Source organism: Corynebacterium tardum, assembly GCF_046717785.1.
GTDB lineage: Bacteria > Actinomycetota > Actinomycetes > Mycobacteriales > Mycobacteriaceae > Corynebacterium.
Window position 1 is genome coordinate 955,979 of record NZ_CP177104.1, and the last position, 19,973, is coordinate 975,951.

A 19,973-nucleotide genomic window follows, 5' to 3' on the forward strand; every position below is an offset into this window, starting at 1 on the left:
ACTTTTAGAAACGATACCCGCCGGGCGCCTCCTGAGAGGGCCCGGCGGGTAAACAGTGAGTGAATGTTTCCTAAGGGTGTAGAAAATACGTGCGCCTAGGGCGCAGGAGAGACAGTGCGCAGGGCCGAGAACGCTCGCTTGACCAATTCTTCGGCACCGACCGAGTCATTGGTGAGCTGGTGCGTGGTGCATTCCTTCAGCGCCACGATGGCGGCACCGGCGCTGGCCTGCAGGAGAACTGCTACCTCGAAGGAGTCACGCGCGGGGAAGCGTGCGTGGAAGGCATCCAGGACGCCGTGTGTCACGGCTTCGTACTTCCTTTTCTCCTCGCTAGAGGTGCTGAGGTTCTCCAGGGCCTCGCCGACGCGGAACAGGGAAGGCAAGGAATGCAGCTGCGCCTGTTGGTCGCCGAGGGAGTCCACGACAATGGACTCGAAGAGCTCGGTCACCCCGCGTGCCTCCGGGAAGAGCCCGGGAACCTTGGCACTGAACTCTTCGAGGACGTCAGCAGTGAAGTACAGCAGCGCGTCGGCCGCGGAGGTGAAGTAGTTGTGGAAGGTGCGGGCGGAGACCCCGGCGGCCTCGGCGATGGCGCCGACGGTGACCGCATCGCTGCCACCATCCAGGGCGAGGCGCGCGGCGGTGTCGGCCAGCGCGTGGCGCGTCGCTTCCTTCTTGGTTTCGCGCAGGCTAGCCATTGCGCACCTTTTCCTGCTGGAAGGCCAGGAGCTCGTCGCGGTTGCGGGACAGGGCTTCGCCCTCGATGTCGAGGTTCGGGGTGATCTTGTCCAGCCACTTCGGGTAGTACCACGCGCGGGAATCCAGGATGAACATGGTGGCCGGGATGATGAGCATGCGGACCACGAAGGCGTCGAACAGCACGCCCACCGCCAGGGCAAAGCCCATGGTCTTGATGAAGGGCTCATCCATGAGGATGAAGGCGGCGAAGACCGAAATCATAATCAGGGCGGCGGCGGTCACCACGCGGGCACCGTGCTTGAAGCCATTCGAGGTGGCGTTGCCCGCCGTCTTGCCGTGCGCATAGCCCTCGCGCATGCGGGTGACCAGGAAGACCTGGTAGTCCATGGCCAGGCCGAAGGTGAGGCCGATGAGCATGATGGGCAGGAAGGACAGCAGCGGCTGCGGGTCGTCAATGATGCCCAGCATGCCCTCCTGGAAGATGGCCACGGTCACGCCGAAGGCAGCACCCATGGACATAGCGAAGCCAGCCGCGGCGATGAGTGGTACCCACAGGGAGCGGAAGACGAGCATGAGCACGAGGAAGGCCAGGCCCAGGACGATGGCGATGTAGGGGACCAGGACGTCGCTCAGCTTTTGCGAAATGTCGTCGAAGATCGGGGTAATGCCCGTGATGCCGTAGCTGCCGCCGGTGGAATCCTCGAACTCCTGCTGGTAGTCGCGCAGGTGGTTGAGGGTCTCGGTGGTGGCCGGGTCAGTAGCGCCAGTGGTCGGGGTGATCATGACCTGGGCGGCGTCGCCGTTCTCCGTGGTCTGGACAATCTGGGCGTTCTCCACGCCCTCGGTGCCCTGAATCTTGGTGAGCAGCTCCTGGAAGGCCGGCATGCGGTCCTGCTCGGCCACGTTGGCGACGTCCACGAACGCGATCATCGGGGCATTGCGGCCAGGGCCGAAGGCCTCCTCCGTCATCTCGTAGGCGTCGCGCTGCGGCGTGCCGAGCTTCGCGGTGCCGTCCGTGGGCATGGCCAGGCGCAGCTGCGCGGCCGGGATGGTGAGAATACCCAGCAGGACCACGCCCGCGATGAGATGCAGCCACGGGTGAGCACGGATGCGGCGCACCCAGAGCAGGCCCATGGTCGGCTTCTCGTCCTCCGGATCCGGGACCTTGGGGCCGGGAACGCGGCCAGCAAAGATCTTCGTGCCCAGCAGGCCGAGCAGGCCCGGAATGAACGTCAGCGCCACGCACACCGCGATGATGACGGTGGCGGCCGCGGCCAGCGCCATGGTGGACAGGAAGGGGATGCCGATGATAATTAAGGCGGCAAGAGCAATGACCACGGTGATGCCGGCGAACACCACGGAGGAACCGGCGGTACCCAGCGCGATGCCCATGGCGTGCGCGCGGGTGGCTTTATCCATCTTCTTCAGCTCCTGAGCCAGTTCCTTCGGGCTCAGGTTATTGAGGCCAGAGGAGGTAATGAGCTCGTTGCGGAAGCGGTTCACAATGAACAGGGCGTAGTCAATGCCCACGGCCAGGCCGATCATGGAGGCCAGGGTCGGGGTCATATCAGAGATGGAATCCGTAAACAGGGTGCACAGCTGCACGCCCAGGATGCCCACGCCGACGCCGATTACGGCGGAGAGCAGCGGCATGCCGGCGGCGACGAAGGAGCCGAAGGTGATGAGCAGCACCACGGCGGCGACGATGAGGCCGATGATTTCGGCGGAGCCGTTCATGCCCTCGGCCGCGCCGTTGAAGGCGTTGCCGGAGTACTTCACGGTGAGATCGCTGCCCTCGCCATCGAAGTCCTTGAGCACGTCGGTGACTGCGGTGAGGTCTTCGTCCGGAATGTCCATGACATTCTCGGAATCAAAGGTCACAGACACGGTGCCGGTGCGCTTGTCCGCGCTGAGCGGGGAGAGCTGCTGCAGGTTCTTCTCAATCTGCTCCTGCGGCATGCCCTGCGCGGCCATCTTCTCGCTCATCTGCTGCTGCATTCCGGCGGCCGCCATGACGGGGCTGACCAGAGCGTCAGTATCGGTGAGAACCCCGGTGTCTTTGAGCTCACCGAGCAGCTTGTCGACGTCCCCCGCAACCTCCGGGTCCTCCAGAGTCTTTCCCTCGGGAGCCTGGATGAGCACGGAGCCCGACGGCTCGCTCATGGCATCGGTCTCGGTGCCGAAGCGCTCCATCATCTCCTCTTGGGTGACGGTGGAGTCCATGTCCGGCATGGAGAAGTTGGGGTTAGGGGATTTGGCAAAACCCGCGGCGAGGCCGCCGAGGGCGATGAGTAGTACCAACCAGAAGGCAAGGAAGGGCCATACCTTGCGGTATGACCAGCTGCCCAGGCGGTAGAGGAAGGTTGACATTGGATAGTCCTTTGCAGACGCGATGGGAAATTTCAGTATCAATGAAACTTTGCGCAGTATATGTAAGTTTGCGGGGTGGGTGCAACTTGAACGTGGTTGCTCGGACCCCGTGCCGGCACGTCACGGTCGCGCTGTAGACTGGCCCGCATGCTTGAAGCCGTGCTCAATGCCTTTGCCGATTCCGTCAACGCGCTGCTCATCGGCATCCTCGTGGCCATCGGCATCATGCTCCCGCGCGGCAGCTACCGGAAGATCGCCGCCCTGGTCATCGTGGGGGACTGGTTCGGCGTGCTCACCGCCGCCGCCGTGGTCATGTTCATCTTCGTCGGCATCCAGGACAAGGTCGCCGCCGCCTTGGGGTCACCGCTCATTGGTTTTGGGCTTATCGTCATCGGTGCGGCCTTGGGCCTTCTGGCCTGGCGCTCGAAGGGCGAGCCGAACGAGATGGTGCACAAACTCCTCGGCCCGCTGCGCACCCCGTCCCCGAAGACCGTGGTGGTGGGCTACCTCATGGGCGTTATCCAGTCCCTGACTTCCGTGCCCTTCTTTTACGGGCTGATGCACCTGGCCGCCGGGGACTTTAGCCGCACCGTGAAATACGGCGGGCTCTTCTTCTACGCCACCTTCGCGCTCTCCCTGCCCACCCTGTGCGGCCTGTTCATCGCGGTGGTGCGGGCCAAGCCGCACTCCTGGGCCGGGCGCGCCTTTTCTTGGGCGCGTGAGAACTCCACCGCCGTCTCGCTGTGGAGTGGCTACGGCGTGGCAGCCTTCCTCATCATCATGGGTGTGGTGTCCCTCCTGACGGCCTAGGCGGCCTCGATCGATACGGCAAGGGTGTTAGAGATTTCATAGTCGCCGGGTGCAGCGCTAAGCTCTGCCAGCCGTTGCTGCTCGCCGGCGTTCAGCGGAATGACCCAGCCTTTCGACGGAACATGCACCGCGCGCTCCTGTGCGCCGGTGGGGGAGAGATGCACGGTGGTCTGCGGCCCGCGCAGCCGCGCTGGCTCGCCAGCGCGCCCCACTTCCGCCAGCACCCGGGCCCCGGCCGGGGAGGTCACCAGGATGATGAGGTCCTCTGCGGTATGCACGGTCAAAGAATCCACCTCCACCTGCACCGCATGCGGATCGGGCGAGGCTAAGCGTGCGCCGGGCGTGGACACCAGATTCTTCAGAGCTGACAAGAGACCCATGGCGCGATCCTAGCCCGCGGGTACCATCGTTGACTGTGATTGACGCGAAAAATACAGCACTGGTCATCGAAGGCGGCGGGATGCGCAATTCCTACACCGCCGCCTGCATTGTCAAGCTTCTGCAGGAAGAGGTGGAGTTCGGCTGGGTCGGCGGCGTATCCGCCGGGTCCTCCCACACCGTGAACTTCCTCTCGCGCGACCCAATCCGCTCCGAGGACTCCTTCGTGGACTTTGCCAAGAACCCCAGCTTCGGCGGCCTCGGCTCGCTGCTGCGCGGCACCGGCTATTTCAATGCCGAATACATCTACGAGAAGGCCGCCGATCAGGACATGCCCTTTGACTGGGAGGCCTTCCGCAGCAATCCGGCGCAGGTGTGCATCTCCGCTGCCCGCGCCGATACCGGGGAGACGGTCTATTGGGGGCGCGAGGACATGCCAACGCAGGACGACCTTATGGTGCGCGTGCGCGCATCCTCGACGCTGCCGCTTATCATGCCCATGCGCATTATCGACGGCGCCCCGTACGTCGACGGCGCAATGGGCGAATCCGGGGGACTCCTCATCGAGCAGGCGGAGGAGGCCGGCTTTGAGAAGTTTCTCTTCCTCGGCACCAAGCCCCGCGGCTACGTTCGCCCAAAGGTGGGCCGCCCCACCGCGTTGCGCCGCATCTTCCGCAAGCACCCGGCCGTGGCGGAGGCCATGATTGCGCGCCCCGCCAAGTACAACGCGTCTAAGGACCGGCTCGTGGAACTGGAGAAGCAGGGCAAGGCCCAGCTCTTCTTCCCCGAGGACATGCAGGTTGCTTCCACCGAGCGCGACGTGGCCAAGCTCCGCTCCAACTTTGAAGCCGGCCGCGCGCAGACCTATGCGGAGTGGCCGGCGTGGCGGGAGTTCCTCACTTCCTAGCAGAAAACCAAGTGGGGCCTGCCAGTGTGGAGGGGGCGGGCGGATTTCCTAGAATATTATTCCGTGTTGTCAATATTTGATGGAAATATTTGGCTGAGCATCTTCTTTATTGCTCTGCTCGGCACGCTATTTGGAATGATTCCCTTCGGCCCCCTGCGCTTTGGCGCGGCGGGCACGCTGTTTGTCGGCTTGGCCATCGGCGCCTTTATAGACCTCGATGGCACGATCCTAAGCAGCCTGCAGGAGATGGGGCTGGGCCTCTTCATCTACATGCAGGGCCTGGCTGCCGGCGAGAGGTTCTTCAAGGGCTTTTCGGAGCAGCTCAAGCACATGATTACTGCGGCAGTCGCGGTCGTCGCCGCCGCCGGTGTGGCCCTGCTCGCGGGCGGCTGGCTGGGGCTATCGCCGCTGGCGTCTGTCGGTGTGTTCTCTGGCGCGACGACGTCGACGGCGTCGCTCGCCGTGGCTCAGCAGCAGACCGGCGAGGATCTTCCCGCCGTGGGCTACTCCCTGGGCTACCCCGTGGGCGTGGCGGTGGCCATCCTGCTCGTGGCAGTACTGCTCAAGCAGTCCTGGCCCGGCACCAAGGACAAGGACACCTCTGCAGAAGAGATCTTCCGCTCGCGGACCATTCGCGTGACGAAGAACATTTCCTACGAGGAGCTGGTGGAGCGCTTTGAGGATCACTTTGTCATCGCCACGATTCGCCGCGGCAATTCGGTGCGCGTGGCCGGTGATCACCCGGAGATCCGCAAGGGAGATATCCTCCGCGTGCTCGTGACCAAGGCCAAGCGGCATGAGCTTACCCACGCCCTGGGCAAGCGCCAGCCGCAGGTGCCTTTCGTGGACAAGCGTCTCACCATCGAAACCGTCGTCGTCTCCAACACTGATATCGCCGGACACACCGTGGAGGAGCTCGACCTGTTTAAGCGCTACGGCGGCCGCATCATCCGAATCCACCGCGGCGACGACGAGTTCCTCGCCGCCATGGATACCCACCTGGACGCCGGTGACCGCGTCGACCTCATTGTGCAGCAGGATCGCTTGGGCGATATCCGCGATTACTTTGGTGACTCGGTCCAGGCCTATTCGCAGTTGAACTGGGTGGCCGTCGGCGGCGGCCTGTTCCTGGGCTACCTTCTCGCGCTCGTCGTGGTTCCCCTTCCGGGCGGCACGTCCTTCGAGCTCGGCTTCGCGCTCGGCCCGCTCATCGTCGGTCTCATCCTTGGCGCGCTGCACCGCACGCGACGCGTGCCGTGGAAGGTGCCGGCCTCCATTAACACCGCGTTCCAGCAGTGGGGCCTAGTCATCTTCCTGTCTTCTGTGGGTCTTGCCTCTAGTGAGGCGTTCCTCTCCACGGCCTTCTCCATGACGGGCCTGAAGTGCATGGTGCTCGCAGCGATCATCACGGTGGCGGCCATTGCCATCTTCGCCGGGGCCAGCCGCCTGCTGGGCCAGTCCGAAACCCGCACCGCTGGCGGCATCTCCGGTGTGTTTGGTCAGCCCGCCGTGGTCAACTACGCCACGGAGATGAGCTCCGACTCCCGCATTATGACCGGCTACGCCGCCACCATCGTGGTGGCGCAGGTGGTCAAGATCGCGATTATTCCCATCATGCTGACGCTGTAGCGGGCTAATCCGCCACGAGCGTGTCGATGGTGAGCTCCGGGTGCTCCTTCTCCACGAAGGCCAGCTTCCACTTATCGCCGAAGAGGGCGATGAGCTCGCCATCGCTGCGGGTAAAGATTTCTACGCCGCGCTGGCGACCCAGCTCGGGGGCGGACTCGGCGTCGGTGCGGCGCGCCACGGAGTAGGGGATGGGCTCGGTGACGGTCTCCACGTTGTATTCGACCTCCATGCGGGCCTGCATGACCTCGAACTGCATGGGGCCGACGGCGGCCATGACCGGGGCGGCGTCGCCGCGGGTGTCGTTGCGCAGGATCTGGACCACGCCCTCGGCGGCCAGCTGATCCAGGCCCTTACGGAAGGCCTTGTAATCGCCCAAGGACTTCGCGCGCAGAATGCGGAAGGCCTCCGGTGCGAACTGCGGCATCGGCTTAAACTGCACCTTCTTGCCCGTGTAGATGGTGTCACCCGGGGCCAGCGAGCCGGCGTTGACCAGGCCCACGATGTCACCCGGGTAGGCGGACTCCACGGTGTCACGCGTGCGGCCGAAGACCGTCAGCGCGTACTTGGTGGAGAAGCTGCGGCCGGACTGGGCGTGGCTGACCTGCATACCACGCTCGAACTCACCGGAGACGACGCGCATAAACGCCAGGTTGTCGCGGTGCTTGCGGTCCATGCCCGCCTGCACCTTAAAGATGACGCCGGAGAACTCGTCGGTGACCTCACGGGTCTCATCGATGGCGGAGGACGCGGCCTCAATGGCCTTCGGATCAGACTCGCGCGAGTGCGGCTGCGGGGCAATGGCGCACAGCGTATCCAAAATCTGGTGCACGCCGAAGTTGAGCATGGCGGAGGCAAAGATGAGCGGGGAGGTCACGCACTGCTCGAAGAGCTCCTGGTCGTGCAGAGCGCCATCGGCAGCCAGCAGCTCCGCTTCCTCCACGGCGGTCTCCCACGCGTCCTCTTCCTTGTCCGCGGCCGCAGCGGGCGCGTAGTGCTCCTCCGGGGCAATGGTGGAACCACCGGCGGTGCGTAGGAAGTGAACGTATTCGTCGGCCTCGCCGTCATCATTGATGTGGGCTAGCCCGCGGAAGTCGCCGGCGATACCCACCGGCCAGTAGAGCGGCGTAGGTTGCAGCTGGATTTCGTTCACGATCTCGTCGACAAGCTCCAGCGGCTCCCGGCCCGCACGGTCCCACTTGTTGATCACGGTGATGATGGGCAGCCCGCGCGCCTTGCACACGCGGAAGAGCTTGAGGGTCTGGGGCTCGAGGCCCTTCGCGGCGTCGATCAGCATGACCGCCGCGTCGACTGCGGTGAGCACGCGGTAGGTATCCTCTGAGAAGTCCGCGTGGCCCGGTGTATCGACGAGGTTGATCATGTACGGCTCGCCCTCGTGGCCCTCCGGGGCGTACTCGAACTGCAGCGCCGAGGAGGCCACGGAAATACCGCGGTCCTTCTCCATCTCCATCCAGTCAGAGACCGTGGACTTGCGGTTGCCCTTGCCGTGCACCGCGCCGGCCTCATTAATAACGTGGGCGTGCAGCGCCAGCGCCTCCGTCAGCGTGGACTTACCAGCATCCGGGTGGGCGATGACGGCGAATGTGCGGCGGCGGGAAGCTTCGGAGGCAATACTCATGCGGGCTAGTTTAGCCGCTGGGTGCTACCACTCCACATCGAGCTGGCGTCCCAGATCATCAAAGATGCGGCGCGCCACGGAGAGCTTCTTCGCAATCGGGCGCCGCAGTCCCGGCTTGCGCTTGTTGGTGTAGTACTCACCGGACTCGAAGTGGATGCCGGGAGTGCCGGTAAGGAAGAACGCGAGGTTCTCGCCGCCCTCCTCGGCCTTGCCAAAGCGCTTGCCCACCACGCTGGCGTAGAGCTTGCTGGTGGCGCTTGTCGACGTCGTCCCGAACCCCGTCTTCAGCACACCCGGGTGGAAGGCCACGGCGGTCAACCCGTGCGAATCCAGGTAGCGGGTGAGCAGAATATCTCCCAGCTTGGCGTTGCCGTAGGCGCGCTCCGCAGTGAACTTCTCAAACGTGTTGGGATCACCCGGATCGAAAGAGGACATGAGCATGTTCGCCACCGAGGAGGTCTGCACCACGGTGGCGTCGCTATCCCGCAGAGTATCCCGCAGCAGGGACGTCAGCAGGAACGGGGCCACCACGTTGACCTGCCAGGTGCGCTCGAAGCCATCGGCGGTGGCAAAGGGGCCGTCGAAAATGCCGCCGGCGTTGTTAGCCATGGCATCGATCCGGTCGTACCTGCCCAATTCCTCAGCCAAGCGCCGCACCTGGCCCAAGGACTCGAAGTCCGCCACGTGATAGCTGGCGCCAACCTCATCTGCCACGGCCTGAATCTTCTCCGGGTTGCGGCCAACGAGCACGAGCGTGTCCTGCGGGCGGCGTTGGCGCAGGATGCGCGCGGCGGATGCTCCAATGCCGCCAGAGGCTCCGGTGATGACGATGGTGCGGGGTTCGTGCGGGGAGGATGGGAGGTGGCTCATAGTTGTCCAGTTTAGGGCGAACTCACCGAACTCGCCGTGGCTTTACTGCGCTTTGACGGCTTTGACGGCTTTAACGCCGCGAGTGGATCTCGTTCTGGGCCTTGCCCAGCCCCTGGGCGATGATAAACCGCGCGGCCTGGGCGGCAGTGGCGATGGAGGCATCGAACTCCGGGGTGGCGTCGACAGGCGCTAGCACCCAGTCCGAAATGGAGCCGCCCTTGGCCGGGCGGCCGATGCCTACGCGCACGCGCAGGTAGTCTCGGGTGCCCAGGCGCTCGGTGAGGGACTTGAGCCCATTGTGGCCGTTTTCGTTTCCGCCCTTTTTCACGCGCACCGTGCCGGCGGGCAGATCCAGCTCGTCATGAATGACGATGATGCGCTCCGCTGGCACTCCCAGCTGCTGGGCTAGGGGAGCGATGGGATCCCCGGACAAGTTCATGTAGGTGTGCGAGCGCAGTACGACAACGGGGGTGCCGGCGACATCGATGCGCGCGGCACTGAGCTGGTGGCCCGTGACCGGCTCGAGCACGTCGCCCGTCTCCGCCAGCAGATCATCTAGTGCCATGTAACCCACGTTGTGGCGGGTCGCCGCGTACTTCGCGCCGGGGTTGCCCAGGCCCACGACGATCCACTCGGCGCTCAGGGACGCCGGATCGATGCCCGAATCTGCGCGCCGAGAGGACGCCGTGGATCCAGCGGAACCAGCGGAGCCGCCGAAGAGGCGGGTGAAGAAGTCACGGAGGGTGGACACAACTACTCCCTTCAGGGATTGTCTTTAAGCTTGGGGCCATGAGCCAGCTTCTTGAGACTATCACCTGCCCCGTCCTACCTGCCCCGATGGCCGGTGGGCCCACCACACCGGCGCTCGTGCGCGCCGCGGAATCCGCCGGTTCCTTCGGCACTCTGGGGCTGGGAAGCGCCACCGTAGCCTCGGCGCAGGAGTCCATTCACGCCTGCGGGGGTACTCGTTTCGGCGTCAACCTCTTCCACCCGCAGCGCGCGCTTACTGCTACAGAGATGGCGGCCGTGCGCGACCTAGCGGACCACGAGGGCGCCGTGCCCGGCAACGTCTCCCTGGACTTCGGCTGGCACGACAAGCTCACCGCGGCACTCACCGGTGGGGCAGCGGTTCTGTGGTCCATGTTCGGCACCTTCAGCGCCGAGGAGGTCGAGCGCATCCATGCACAAGGCGCGGAGGCGTGGACCACGGTGACTACCCCGGAGGAGGCGCGTAGTGCCGCCGAGCGCGGCGTCGACGCGTTGTGCGTTCAAGGCCCGGAGGCCGGCGGCCACCGCGGAGTGTGGGACCCGGGTGCGGAGCCGGACCAGCGCCCGCTGGCAGAGCTCGTGAGCGCCGTGCACGCAGTGGTGGACTTGCCGCTCATTGCTGCGGGTGGGCTGCGGACCAGGGAGGACGTGGCCCGCGCCCTGTCGTGGAGTGGAGTTCGTGCGGTTAGCTGTGGCTCGGCCTTCCTGCTGGCCGACGAGGCCGGAACCAGCCCCCACAACCGCGCGCTGCTGCGCCGGGGTGGCGCCACTGTATCTACCCGCGCATTCTCCGGGCGCTATGCCCGCGGCCTAGAGACCCCCTACACCCGCGCCCACGCGGAGCTGCCGCTGGTGTACCCCTACCTCAACGCGCTGCTCAAGCCGCGTCGTGCCGCCCACGATCCGGAGGTGGACTACTGCCTTGTCGGCACCGAGGTGGAGAAAATCAACGGGGGTAGTGTGGCGCAGATCCTCGCGCAACTGTGCCCAAACGGACATCCTTAATGGTTAATATTTACGGTTGGACAGAGTTATACACCCCCTTATTAATTAGAAAAGGAAACACAACACGTGACTGCGAACGCGCACATTGGACACGAGGACTGGAACGAGCGCCTGGAGCTGGCCCAGGAGATGATTCCGCTCATCCACCAGTTGCACCGCAACAACAATGTCGTGACCTCCATCTACGGTCGCCTCCTCATCGGCGTGACGGACATCGACATCATCAAGGCGCACCGATACGCCCGCCGTATCGCCGAGCGTGAGCTTTCCACCGCGGAGACCCTGCCCATCCTCAAAGAACTGTGCGCGATGAACCTGGGTACCGCGTCCGTCGACCTGGGCCGCCTGGCCACAGGCTTTGCCGAGTCCGGTTCCGACAACCTGCGCAAGTACCTGGAGGAGACCCTCGTGGATCTCGTCGGTGCCGGCGTAGACAAGGAGACCACCGACGTGGTCCTGTACGGCTTCGGCCGCATCGGTCGCCTCCTCGCCCGCATCCTCATCGCCCGCGAGGCCGCCTACGGTGGAGTGCGCCTGCGTGCCATCGTGGTGCGCAAGAAGGGCGACATTGACATCTTCAAGCGCGCTTCCCTCCTGCGCCGCGATTCCGTCCATGGTGCCTTCAACGGCACCATCGCCGTGGACGAGGAGAACGAGGTCATCTGGGCCAACGGCACCAAGATCCAGATGATCTACGCCAACGACCCGGCGGAGATCGACTACACCCAGTACGGCATCGACAACGCCATCGTTGTCGACAACACCGGCGTGTGGCGCGACCGTGAGGGCCTGTCCCAGCACCTTGCAGCCAAGGGCGTGTCCCGAGTGCTGCTCACCGCGCCGGGCAAAGGCGACCTGAAGAACATCGTCTACGGCATCAACCACGGTGACATCGACGACACCGATCAGATCCTCTCTGCCGCATCCTGCACCACCAACGGCATCACCCCAGTACTCAAGGTCATCAATGACCGCTACGGTGTTGTCCACGGCCACGTGGAGACCGCTCACTCCTTCACCAACGACCAGAACCTCATCGATAACTTCCATAAGGGAGATCGCCGCGGCCGCGCCGCCGGCCTCAACATGGTTCTCACGGAGACCGGCGCAGCAAAGGCCGTGGCCAAGGCCGTTCCGGAATTTGAGGGCAAGCTCACCGGCAACGCTATCCGCGTTCCTACCCCGGACGTGTCGATGGCGGTGCTCAACCTGGAGCTGGAGAAGGAAGCAGACCGCGACGAGGTTAATGACTTCCTGCGCAACGTCTCCTTGCACTCCAACCTGCGCCAGCAGATCTCCTATATTGCCTCCCCGGAGGTCGTCTCCTCCGACTTCGTGGGCTCTACCCACGCCGGCGTGGTTGACGGACTGGCCACCATTGCCTCAGGCAAGCACCTCGTGCTCTACGTCTGGTACGACAACGAGTTCGGCTACTCCAATCAGGTCATCCGCATTGTGGAGGACATCGCCGGTGCCCGCCCGGAGGTCTACCCCAAGCGCGTTGACGTCTCTGAGCTCTAAGCGCTAGAAAACGAACACCGCCCACACCATGCAGCGCGGGCGGTGTTTCGCTGTTTTAGGGTCCTGCTCGGTCTGCGAGCTAGCTTTGCCAGGATGCTTCAAACGCGCAACTGCCCGATCTGCCAAAAGTACGGGCCAAGATCGAAAAATCTAGACTGCTTTTGTCAGATTCGTCAGTTTTAGCGGGGAGACAGCGCACGCGTGTGGAGCAGACGCCGTGCGAGCAACGCGGCAACCACACAGAGCACCGCGGTCAGCGCCATGGCGATGGCGTAGCGCAGAGGCGAGTGCGCAACTAAGGGCCAAGCAGGGAAGGCAAGGAGCCAGAGGCTGGTTTCTGCCAAGACATCGCCGCCCAAGGTGACGGAGACGATCGTGCCTACGATGGTGAGGGCGATAGCGCTCACGGTGCCGAAGCGAATAACCAAAACGAGTGACACAGCCGCGATGACAAAGCCCACCCCAACTGCAAGGGGGAATGCCGAAAGCTGGGCAGCGACATTGCCACCTGCGAGCGCACTGGCCAGGTAAGCGGCAGCGCATACCGCCAGGATGACACACAGGAACCAGAGGAGAATCCCGGATGTGCCGAACCGTGTTTCCATATGGACCAACGGCCATGAATCAGCTACACGGGGCCAAACGAGGACCGGCAAGATACCTGCGCCGACCGGAAGCAGAAAGAAGTGAAAGAAACCTTCGACGTAGTTAGCGGGATGCAGAGCTACAAAACCGAGCGTGGAAACGCTGAGCAACAGGCAAGATAACACCGCTGGGCTAAAAGCCGCGTGGTGCAGCCCCAACAATGTGGACCACGGCGAGGACTGCGCTGCGGCACGGGAATGTTCCGTTGGTTTCCATGATTGGGCTTCTTCCACGGTGGCATTAGTCCGCGTCGCCGTAGACCGTGCGACGGTGAAACGCAGCGGGAACACTGGCCGGTATCGACGCGGCGTGAAGACCGCAGCTAATGACCCAAGCAGGGCAAGGATGACACACAAAACGAGAGCTGGAAACGGACTGCTGGTCAGTAGTGGGTCGTGTGGCTCAAGAGGCACCGAGTTCTGATGAATACGCAGTGCGGGCAAAAGAAGCCGTTGCGGCCATGCTGGTGGAAAGGCCCACCACCTGCCTGTTTCGACAGTGCTCGGAAGGACGCTGACTATTTGCCACAGGACCGCTGCCACGAGTGCTAATGCGAAGCCCAGTCGACGGGCACAGGCTGCGGAAAGCCCAGCAATGCCAAGCGCACCAAGGAAGGAGTAGAGCCCAGCTACGAGGATAAGTTCATGATTCTCGCGCCCCTGGGCAGCGACAACGAACCAGGAAACACCAAAGTTCAGAATATGGAAGACCGCAAGGCTGACAATGACAACGATAAAGCGGGCAGCATTCTCGAGACGCGGGTTGAGGTTTCTCCATTGCGTTCCGCCGCTGCGAGTGATGGTCTCGCGGCGTTCTGGAATGGCAGCGAACAGCCCAGTAAGAGGGGCATACATGCCGGTAACAAACAAGGATTGCCAAGCCAAGACGCCCGTGGCATCAGTGCGTGCTGAGGCCATTAAGGAGAAAATGATTGTCATGATGACCAGCGGTAGCGCCAGCAAAGGCAACCACTGTAGGGCACTTCCGCGGCTGCGTAGTAGTTCTGCCGAAAGGTAACTCGGGCGAGGTGCTGTGGTGTGCTTAGGCACGTGATTCCCCTTCCCGAGAGGTAGGTGCTTGGGAGGCATGACCCGGTGAGGTAAGCCGGAAGAATTCCTCTTCCAACTGGCCACGGGGTGCTAGCTGGTGCAGGGAACCGGAATATCGAATCCTGCCCTCGGCCAAGACCGTGATGTCATGTGCAAGATGCAAAACTTCACCAAGCTGGTGGGAGCTTACGATAACGGTGTGCCCAGCCGCGGCCAGTTGCTGTAGTAGCTCCCGCAACTCCATGATGCCTTGGGGATCGAGGCCATTCTGAGGCTCATCAAGGACAAGAATCTCTGGATCACCGAGGAGTGCTTGTGCCAAAGCCAAGCGGGCCTTCATACCGGTGGAAAAGGATTTCGCCTTCTTAGTGCCTACGCCGCTGAGCCCAGCGATGGAGAGAACCCGATCAATCTCGGAATCAGGAAGGCTCAGAAGTCGAGCGTGAACGCGAAGATTCGCCGTGACAGACAGATGACCATAAAAAGCTGGCCCGTTCACAGTGGCACCAATACGGCGAAGCACATTGCGGTTCCAAGGTTGGCCCGCCACGTTGATGGAGCCCGAGTCAGGCGGCAGGAGACCTAAGAGGATGGAAAAGAGCGTCGATTTTCCTGCCCCGTTGCGCCCGAGCAGTGCATGCACGCGGCCCGGGGAGATGCGGAAGGAAACATCATCGAGGACTCGTTGCCGACCAAAAGATTTCGAAATGTGCTCAAAAGAGATATCGCAATTCATAGAATGCAGTATCGCCGGGGCGCATCATAAAGTAATCCGCCTGCATGATGGTCTTCAGTGAGCAGACCTCCTACCGTGGTAGGAGCTTAGGCAACCCCAGCACGCTGCGCTAAGAGAACGAGGGCCACTCGGTCACGTGCGGCGAGTTTAGACATGAGTGCGGAGACGTGAGTTTTCACCGTGGTTTCTGCGATGACCATGTCGGCGGCTATCTCCGCATTTGTAGCACCACGCGCGATGAGCGAAAGCACTTCCATCTCGCGGCGCGTTACGAGGCTGAGTCCTTGGCGTTCCTGGGCGCTGAGGTTTTCGCGCGTCAGCGCCGAGCGATAAGCTTCCAGCACTGGGCCGGTTACCTCGGCGGCCAGCACCGATTCTCCTTGCGCCACGTTGCGAACGGCGGACACAAGAACCTCTGGGTCGGCATCCTTCAGCAGGAAACCGTGGGCGCCAGCGGAGATGGATCGCGCCACGAGCTCTTCATCATTGAATGTGGTGAGCATGATGATGCGGCACTCGGGCTTGCGTTCGAGTATGGCCTGAGCCGCTGCAATGCCGTCCATACCGGGCATGCGAATGTCGAGGATAGCCACATCAATGTGGTGGCTCAGCGCTGCTGTCACGGCGTCCGCCCCCGTGGCCGCGGTGGCCGCGACCTCGATGTCTTCTTGCGCAGTGAGGATGGTAGACAACGCTGAGAGCAGCATTGCTTGATCATCGGCCAATAAGACGCGGATTCTAGAGCTGCTGGGATGCATCCTTGGTCTCCTTCATCGGTATCTGTGCATGCAAGGAAAAGGAATGAGCATCGCCGGAATAGTCGAGGCGACCGCCGAGCGAACGGGCTCGTTCCGCCACTCCGACTAAGCCCACGCCGCTTCCCGCGACGTTGCTTGGTGTGGGATGAGGATTGGTGGAGGTGAGGGTGAGCGTGGCGGCGTCATCAAGTACAAGCTCAACGAAGACGCGCGTGCCGACGCCCTGATGGCGCAGAGCATTCGTCAATCCTTCCGTGATAATGCGTACCAAAGCCATCTGCACCAACGATGGAACGGCGTATTCAGGCGGGAGGTTGGCGTCCACCTTTAGCCCTGCAGCGCGGAAGCCTTCGAGGATCCCTTCGATGTGCTCAAGCTGTTGAGCAGGCTCAAGAGCCGTGGGACCGGGTGAGCGCAAGGCAGCGACGATTCCGCGAACCTCGCCCAGGACGGTATCCGCATTATCGCGGATAGAAACAAGTGCTTCTTCAGCCGCGCCGGAGTCCGCAGTCGCTGCAACGATGCCTGCATTAGCCTGAACCTTAATCAATGTGAGGGAATGGGCGAGGACATCGTGTAACTCCCGCGCAATGAGGAGGCGTTCTTCTTCTTGTGCCTGGTGGAAGCGCTCGCGGGCCAGTACTTCTCGTTGGCGATCACGGTCGAAATAGCGGGCAGCAATGAAATATGTGCTTCCTAGTACCGTCCAGTGAGCCACAACCATAGCAAGGAAGGGTGTGTCAACCTCATAGCGCAGAAGATAGGACTCAGCATCGATCCGCCACATGAAGGGGGAGATGAAGGTACCGAGCGCAGTGATGAGGAGGACCGCCCGAGGAAGTAGCCTGTGGTTTATGTACCGTGAGGTGGTGTACACGGCCATCGGGGCGGTTAATGCCCAAGGCGTCAAGCCGCTATTAGTAGGAAGCTGGCTCATCCATATGACAGCCCAGGCCAGGAGAAGAACTAAGAAGCCTGTTGCGCTCACGATTGGCCTCGAGCGCCACACTAAGAAAAGCGGTATGAACAGCAGCGACAAGAGAGCCTGGAGAATTTCCACCGTTCCGGCAGAGGGAAACGCCAAGGCACAATAAAAGGCCGCTACGAGCCCCGCGACTCCTGCGAGCAGCGCGTCACCCAAACGCACCGAGGACAGGAAGGCGCGCGCGGTGCGGGAAAAGCTCATAGACGGCCATGGTAGTACATACAGAAAGTACTACTTCTTCTTTTTGTCCTTCTTGGACTTCTTTTTCTTGCCCTGCTTCTTGCCGTCGCCGTTGACCTTGGCACGCTCCAAGTCGGCAGCGACATCCGGAACGTAGGCGAACTCGTTGCGCGGCGGGCGCACGTACTCGGCCTCCAGGTCGGGGCGCTGAGGGATCTTCGGGACGTCCTGCTCCACGTGCTGGTAGGGGACAGTCTTCAAGATGTGGTTGATGACATTAATACGGGAGCGCTTCTTGTCTTCTGACTCCACGGTGTACCACGGCGAGATCGGGGTATCGGTATGGACGAACATCTCATCCTTGGCGCGGGAGTAGTCCTCCCAACGGGTGATGGACTGCAGATCCATAGGGGAGAGCTTCCAGCGGCGCAGCGGGTCATTGCGGCGGGACTTGAAGCGGGCAATCTGTTCCTCATCGGAAACGGAGAACCAGTATTTAAGCAGGATGATGCCGTCCTCAACCAGCATGCGCTCCAGGATGGGGGCCTGGTGGAGGAAGCGCACGTACTCCTGCTGGGAGCAAAAGCCCATGACGCGCTCTACACCGGCACGGTTGTACCAGGAGCGGTCAAAGATGACGATCTCGCCAGCGGTGGGCAGCTTTTCGACGTAGCGCTGGAAGTACCACTGGCCAGCCTCGCGGTCCGTGGGCTTGGGTAGTGCTTCAATGCGGCAGGAGCGCGGGTTGAGGTACTGCGTGATGCGCTTGATGGCAGAGCCCTTGCCGGCGGCGTCGCGGCCCTCCATGATGATGACCACGCGCGCGCCGGTCTCTACCACCCACTGCTGCATCTCCACGAGCTCCGCCTGCAGGCGCTTGAGCTCGCGCTCGTAGGCCTCCTTGTCGAGCTTCGGAGGGGTAGAGGGGGACTTCTTTGACGTTGAACTCATACCCTCAACGCTACCCCCTACCAGGGAAAATCCCTAAACCGTCGGAGTGCGGTACGTGGGGGTTCTCCCACACGGGGGCGGTTGGGCTACCTAGTCAATCTCGTGGTTGCGGACTTCACCGGTGGCGGCGTCCACGTCGAACTCATGCTCCTGGCCATTGGCCTTGAATTCGATCTCCCAGTGCGGGCCGAATCCGTCGTCGCCGTCATCCAGTTCCTGCTCCAGCTCGGAAACATCAGACTCCTGGACACCGGCCTGGGCGTAGGCCTTGGCAAGGGCGTCCTCGCGGCTAACCTGCGGCGAGCTCTGTGCCGCCTGGTCATTTCCGGCTGGCGCAGCAGCTGCGGTGTCGTTGGTGTCGTCAGCGTCGTCGGTGTTAGCAGTGGCGGTGTTGGCTGTGGTGTTCTGCTCAGCCACGGTTTCCTTCACCGTCGTCGTGGCCGCCGTCGTGGCGTCAGAGGAGTCCTGCGAGGAGCACGCGGAGAGGGCAGCCGCGGCGGTGACAGCGATGCCGATAGCGGTGAAGCTCGTGCGAAGAGTCATAAAAGGCTCATCCTTCTAGATCGGGGAAAATGTGGTTCCCTACAGTATCGATACTTCTCGTGTGCCGCAGAATTAATAAAAGGTCTAGTCCGTTGTACAGGTGCAGTTCGGGCCGCATCCGCCGGCGGGCGGCTCGCCAAAGCGGGTGGTGTTCTCGATTGCGCCTAGGCCCTCGATGCTGATGTGGGTCACGGAGCCGTCGCCCAGCAGCGCGTCCTCGCCCCGCGCAAAACCTACGCCCTCCGGGGTGCCGGTGGCGATGACATCGCCCGGGTTGAGTGGGTACAGCGAGGAGCAGAAGGCAATGAGCTCGGCCACGGAGAAGATGAGGTCATCGGTGTTATCGTCCTGGCGCACGTCGCCATCGACAGTCGTGGTGAGCCGTGCCCCGCGCCCAGGTGCCCACTCGTCGGCAGTAGTAAGCCACGGCCCAAAACCAGCGGTGCGGTAGAAGGACTTCCCGGCGTGGAACTGCGTAGTGGCACGCTGATAGTCACGCAGCGTGTAGTCATTCATAATGGCGTATCCGGCGACGTGGTGCAGCGCCTCCGCCACGCGCACGCGGTGCGCGCGGGTGCCTATCACTGCGGCGAGCTCGCCTTCATAGTCCAGCTTCTGCGTGGCAAAGTCGGGCACATAGACATCGTTGTAAGGCCCGGTGAGCGCCTCCGGGAACTTGATGAACAGTGTGGGCTGCGTGGGAAGCTCGCGGCCCATTTCCCGGGCGTGCTTGGCGTAATTGACGCCCACACAGATAATCTTCCCGGGATTCGGAACGACGGGGGCAAGGTCGGCGTTGTCGAACACGACGGGCTCGCCCGACAGTTGCGCGGCCTTGCGCCAGTCCGGGCTGGCCAAGAGCTTGCCGACGTCCTCGTAGTCCAACTCCGTGCCCACATTCGGGCCGTCGATGCGGATTGCGGAGGTACCAAAACTGGTGCGTAGGGTAGCAAGCTTCATAGCGGTCAGTCTAACGCGCGCAGAATCTCATCGACCGCGTCTGCGCACATAATGGGAATCTCCTGAGACTCCTGCTTGGTCCACTGCTTGAGCACGAAGGAGGCCGGGTCCATGCGGCCAGGCGGGCGGCCGATGCCCACAGAGAGGCGCTGGTAGTCCTTGGTTCCCAGGGACTTCGTGGTGGAACGCAGGCCGTTGTGGCCGTGGTCGCCGCCGCCCACGCGGAGCTTGATGGTGGCGAAGTCGCGCTCCAGCTCGTCGTGCACCACGATGATGTGTCCTGGGGCGATGTGGAAATACTGGGCGAGGGCCTTGATAGGCCCGCCGGAGAGGTTCATGAAGCTGCGCGGCTTGGCAATGATGACCTTGGCCGCACCGCGGCGTGCCTCGGCAACGTCCGTGTTGGTCTTTTTGTGCACGGAGAAGGACGCGAAGAGTTCGTGGGCCAGTTCATCGACCACATCGAAGCCAATGTTGTGGCGCGTACCGGCGTACTTCGGGCCGGGGTTGCCCAAGCCTACGACAAGGAAAGAAGAATCACTCACGCCGCCCATTCTAAACAGCGGGTGGGTG

19 protein-coding genes are annotated in these 19,973 nt (G+C 62.7%); 5 read left to right on the forward strand and 14 right to left on the reverse strand.

Annotation, left to right across the window (positions count from 1 at the left end; translation table 11 throughout):
- Positions 1-95 precede the first annotated feature (95 nt).
- Both ACLI1P_RS04660 and ACLI1P_RS04665 read right to left on the reverse strand, forming a co-directional pair.
- Complete coding sequence (locus tag ACLI1P_RS04660) at positions 96-698, reverse strand: TetR/AcrR family transcriptional regulator (protein WP_408931740.1); 603 nt, start codon at positions 696-698, stop codon at positions 96-98.
- Positions 691-3,069, reverse strand: coding sequence for an MMPL family transporter (locus ACLI1P_RS04665; protein ID WP_408930311.1), 2,379 nt, complete (start codon positions 3,067-3,069; stop codon positions 691-693). Before ACLI1P_RS04665 ends, ACLI1P_RS04660 begins: the two co-directional genes overlap by 8 nt.
- A gap of 147 nt (positions 3,070-3,216) precedes the next feature.
- Here ACLI1P_RS04665 and ACLI1P_RS04670 point away from each other — a divergent pair, with 147 nt between their 5' ends.
- Positions 3,217-3,879, forward strand: coding sequence for a hypothetical protein (locus tag ACLI1P_RS04670; RefSeq protein ID WP_408930312.1), 663 nt, complete (start codon positions 3,217-3,219; stop codon positions 3,877-3,879).
- Here ACLI1P_RS04670 and ACLI1P_RS04675 read toward each other — a convergent pair.
- Positions 3,876-4,259, reverse strand: coding sequence for a hypothetical protein (locus tag ACLI1P_RS04675; protein ID WP_411709531.1), 384 nt, complete (start codon positions 4,257-4,259; stop codon positions 3,876-3,878). The genes ACLI1P_RS04670 and ACLI1P_RS04675 overlap by 4 nt on opposite strands.
- 35 nt (positions 4,260-4,294) lie before the next feature.
- Here ACLI1P_RS04675 and ACLI1P_RS04680 point away from each other — a divergent pair, with 35 nt between their 5' ends.
- On the forward strand, positions 4,295-5,164 hold the full coding sequence (locus tag ACLI1P_RS04680) for a patatin family protein (protein WP_411709532.1): 870 nt from the start codon (positions 4,295-4,297) through the stop codon (positions 5,162-5,164).
- A 63-nt stretch (positions 5,165-5,227) separates the two neighbouring features.
- Positions 5,228-6,793, forward strand: a complete 1,566-nt coding sequence (locus ACLI1P_RS04685; protein ID WP_411709533.1) for a TrkA C-terminal domain-containing protein — start codon at positions 5,228-5,230, stop codon at positions 6,791-6,793.
- Between the two features lie 4 nt (positions 6,794-6,797).
- Here the strand turns inward: ACLI1P_RS04685 and ACLI1P_RS04690 are convergent, their stop codons facing one another.
- From ACLI1P_RS04690 to pth (ACLI1P_RS04700), 3 genes are all read right to left on the reverse strand, one after another.
- The gene (locus ACLI1P_RS04690; protein ID WP_408930315.1) at positions 6,798-8,429 is read right to left on the reverse strand and encodes a peptide chain release factor 3; all 1,632 of its coding nucleotides are present in this window, start codon (positions 8,427-8,429) and stop codon (positions 6,798-6,800) included.
- A gap of 24 nt (positions 8,430-8,453) precedes the next feature.
- Positions 8,454-9,299 carry an SDR family NAD(P)-dependent oxidoreductase gene (locus tag ACLI1P_RS04695; RefSeq protein ID WP_408930316.1) on the reverse strand — a complete coding sequence of 282 codons (846 nt, stop codon included), beginning with the start codon at positions 9,297-9,299 and terminating at the stop codon, positions 8,454-8,456.
- Between the two features lie 70 nt (positions 9,300-9,369).
- Positions 9,370-10,050: an aminoacyl-tRNA hydrolase gene (gene pth, locus ACLI1P_RS04700; RefSeq protein WP_408930317.1), complete on the reverse strand. Its 681-nt coding sequence runs from the start codon at positions 10,048-10,050 to the stop codon at positions 9,370-9,372.
- A 38-nt stretch (positions 10,051-10,088) separates the two neighbouring features.
- Between pth (ACLI1P_RS04700) and ACLI1P_RS04705 the strand changes: the two genes are divergently transcribed.
- Both ACLI1P_RS04705 and ACLI1P_RS04710 read left to right on the forward strand, forming a co-directional pair.
- Entirely contained in the window at positions 10,089-11,072 is a 984-nt protein-coding gene (locus ACLI1P_RS04705; RefSeq protein WP_408930318.1) for an NAD(P)H-dependent flavin oxidoreductase, read from the forward strand.
- Between the two features lie 66 nt (positions 11,073-11,138).
- Positions 11,139-12,593 (forward strand): glyceraldehyde-3-phosphate dehydrogenase, encoded by a 1,455-nt coding sequence (locus tag ACLI1P_RS04710; RefSeq protein ID WP_296131968.1) that lies wholly within the window; start codon positions 11,139-11,141, stop codon positions 12,591-12,593.
- A 179-nt stretch (positions 12,594-12,772) separates the two neighbouring features.
- Here ACLI1P_RS04710 and ACLI1P_RS04715 read toward each other — a convergent pair whose 3' ends face one another.
- From ACLI1P_RS04715 to pth (ACLI1P_RS04750), 8 genes are all read right to left on the reverse strand, one after another.
- Positions 12,773-14,200, reverse strand: coding sequence for a hypothetical protein (locus tag ACLI1P_RS04715; RefSeq protein WP_408930319.1), 1,428 nt, complete (start codon positions 14,198-14,200; stop codon positions 12,773-12,775).
- 79 nt (positions 14,201-14,279) lie between these two features.
- Positions 14,280-15,023, reverse strand: a complete 744-nt coding sequence (locus ACLI1P_RS04720; protein ID WP_408930320.1) for an ATP-binding cassette domain-containing protein — start codon at positions 15,021-15,023, stop codon at positions 14,280-14,282.
- Between the two features lie 86 nt (positions 15,024-15,109).
- The gene (locus ACLI1P_RS04725) at positions 15,110-15,781 is read right to left on the reverse strand and encodes a response regulator (protein WP_408930321.1); all 672 of its coding nucleotides are present in this window, start codon (positions 15,779-15,781) and stop codon (positions 15,110-15,112) included.
- Entirely contained in the window at positions 15,762-16,967 is a 1,206-nt protein-coding gene (locus ACLI1P_RS04730; protein ID WP_296131954.1) for a sensor histidine kinase, read from the reverse strand. The genes ACLI1P_RS04725 and ACLI1P_RS04730 overlap by 20 nt, the downstream gene beginning before the upstream one ends.
- 30 nt (positions 16,968-16,997) lie before the next feature.
- Positions 16,998-17,897, reverse strand: coding sequence for a polyphosphate kinase 2 (gene ppk2, locus ACLI1P_RS04735; RefSeq protein ID WP_408930322.1), 900 nt, complete (start codon positions 17,895-17,897; stop codon positions 16,998-17,000).
- Between the two features lie 90 nt (positions 17,898-17,987).
- Complete coding sequence (locus ACLI1P_RS04740; protein WP_408930323.1) at positions 17,988-18,440, reverse strand: PepSY domain-containing protein; 453 nt, start codon at positions 18,438-18,440, stop codon at positions 17,988-17,990.
- An 84-nt stretch (positions 18,441-18,524) separates the two neighbouring features.
- Positions 18,525-19,400: a fumarylacetoacetate hydrolase family protein gene (locus ACLI1P_RS04745; protein ID WP_408930324.1), complete on the reverse strand. Its 876-nt coding sequence runs from the start codon at positions 19,398-19,400 to the stop codon at positions 18,525-18,527.
- 5 nt (positions 19,401-19,405) lie between these two features.
- Positions 19,406-19,954 (reverse strand): aminoacyl-tRNA hydrolase, encoded by a 549-nt coding sequence (pth, locus tag ACLI1P_RS04750; protein ID WP_408930325.1) that lies wholly within the window; start codon positions 19,952-19,954, stop codon positions 19,406-19,408.
- Positions 19,955-19,973 lie beyond the last annotated feature (19 nt).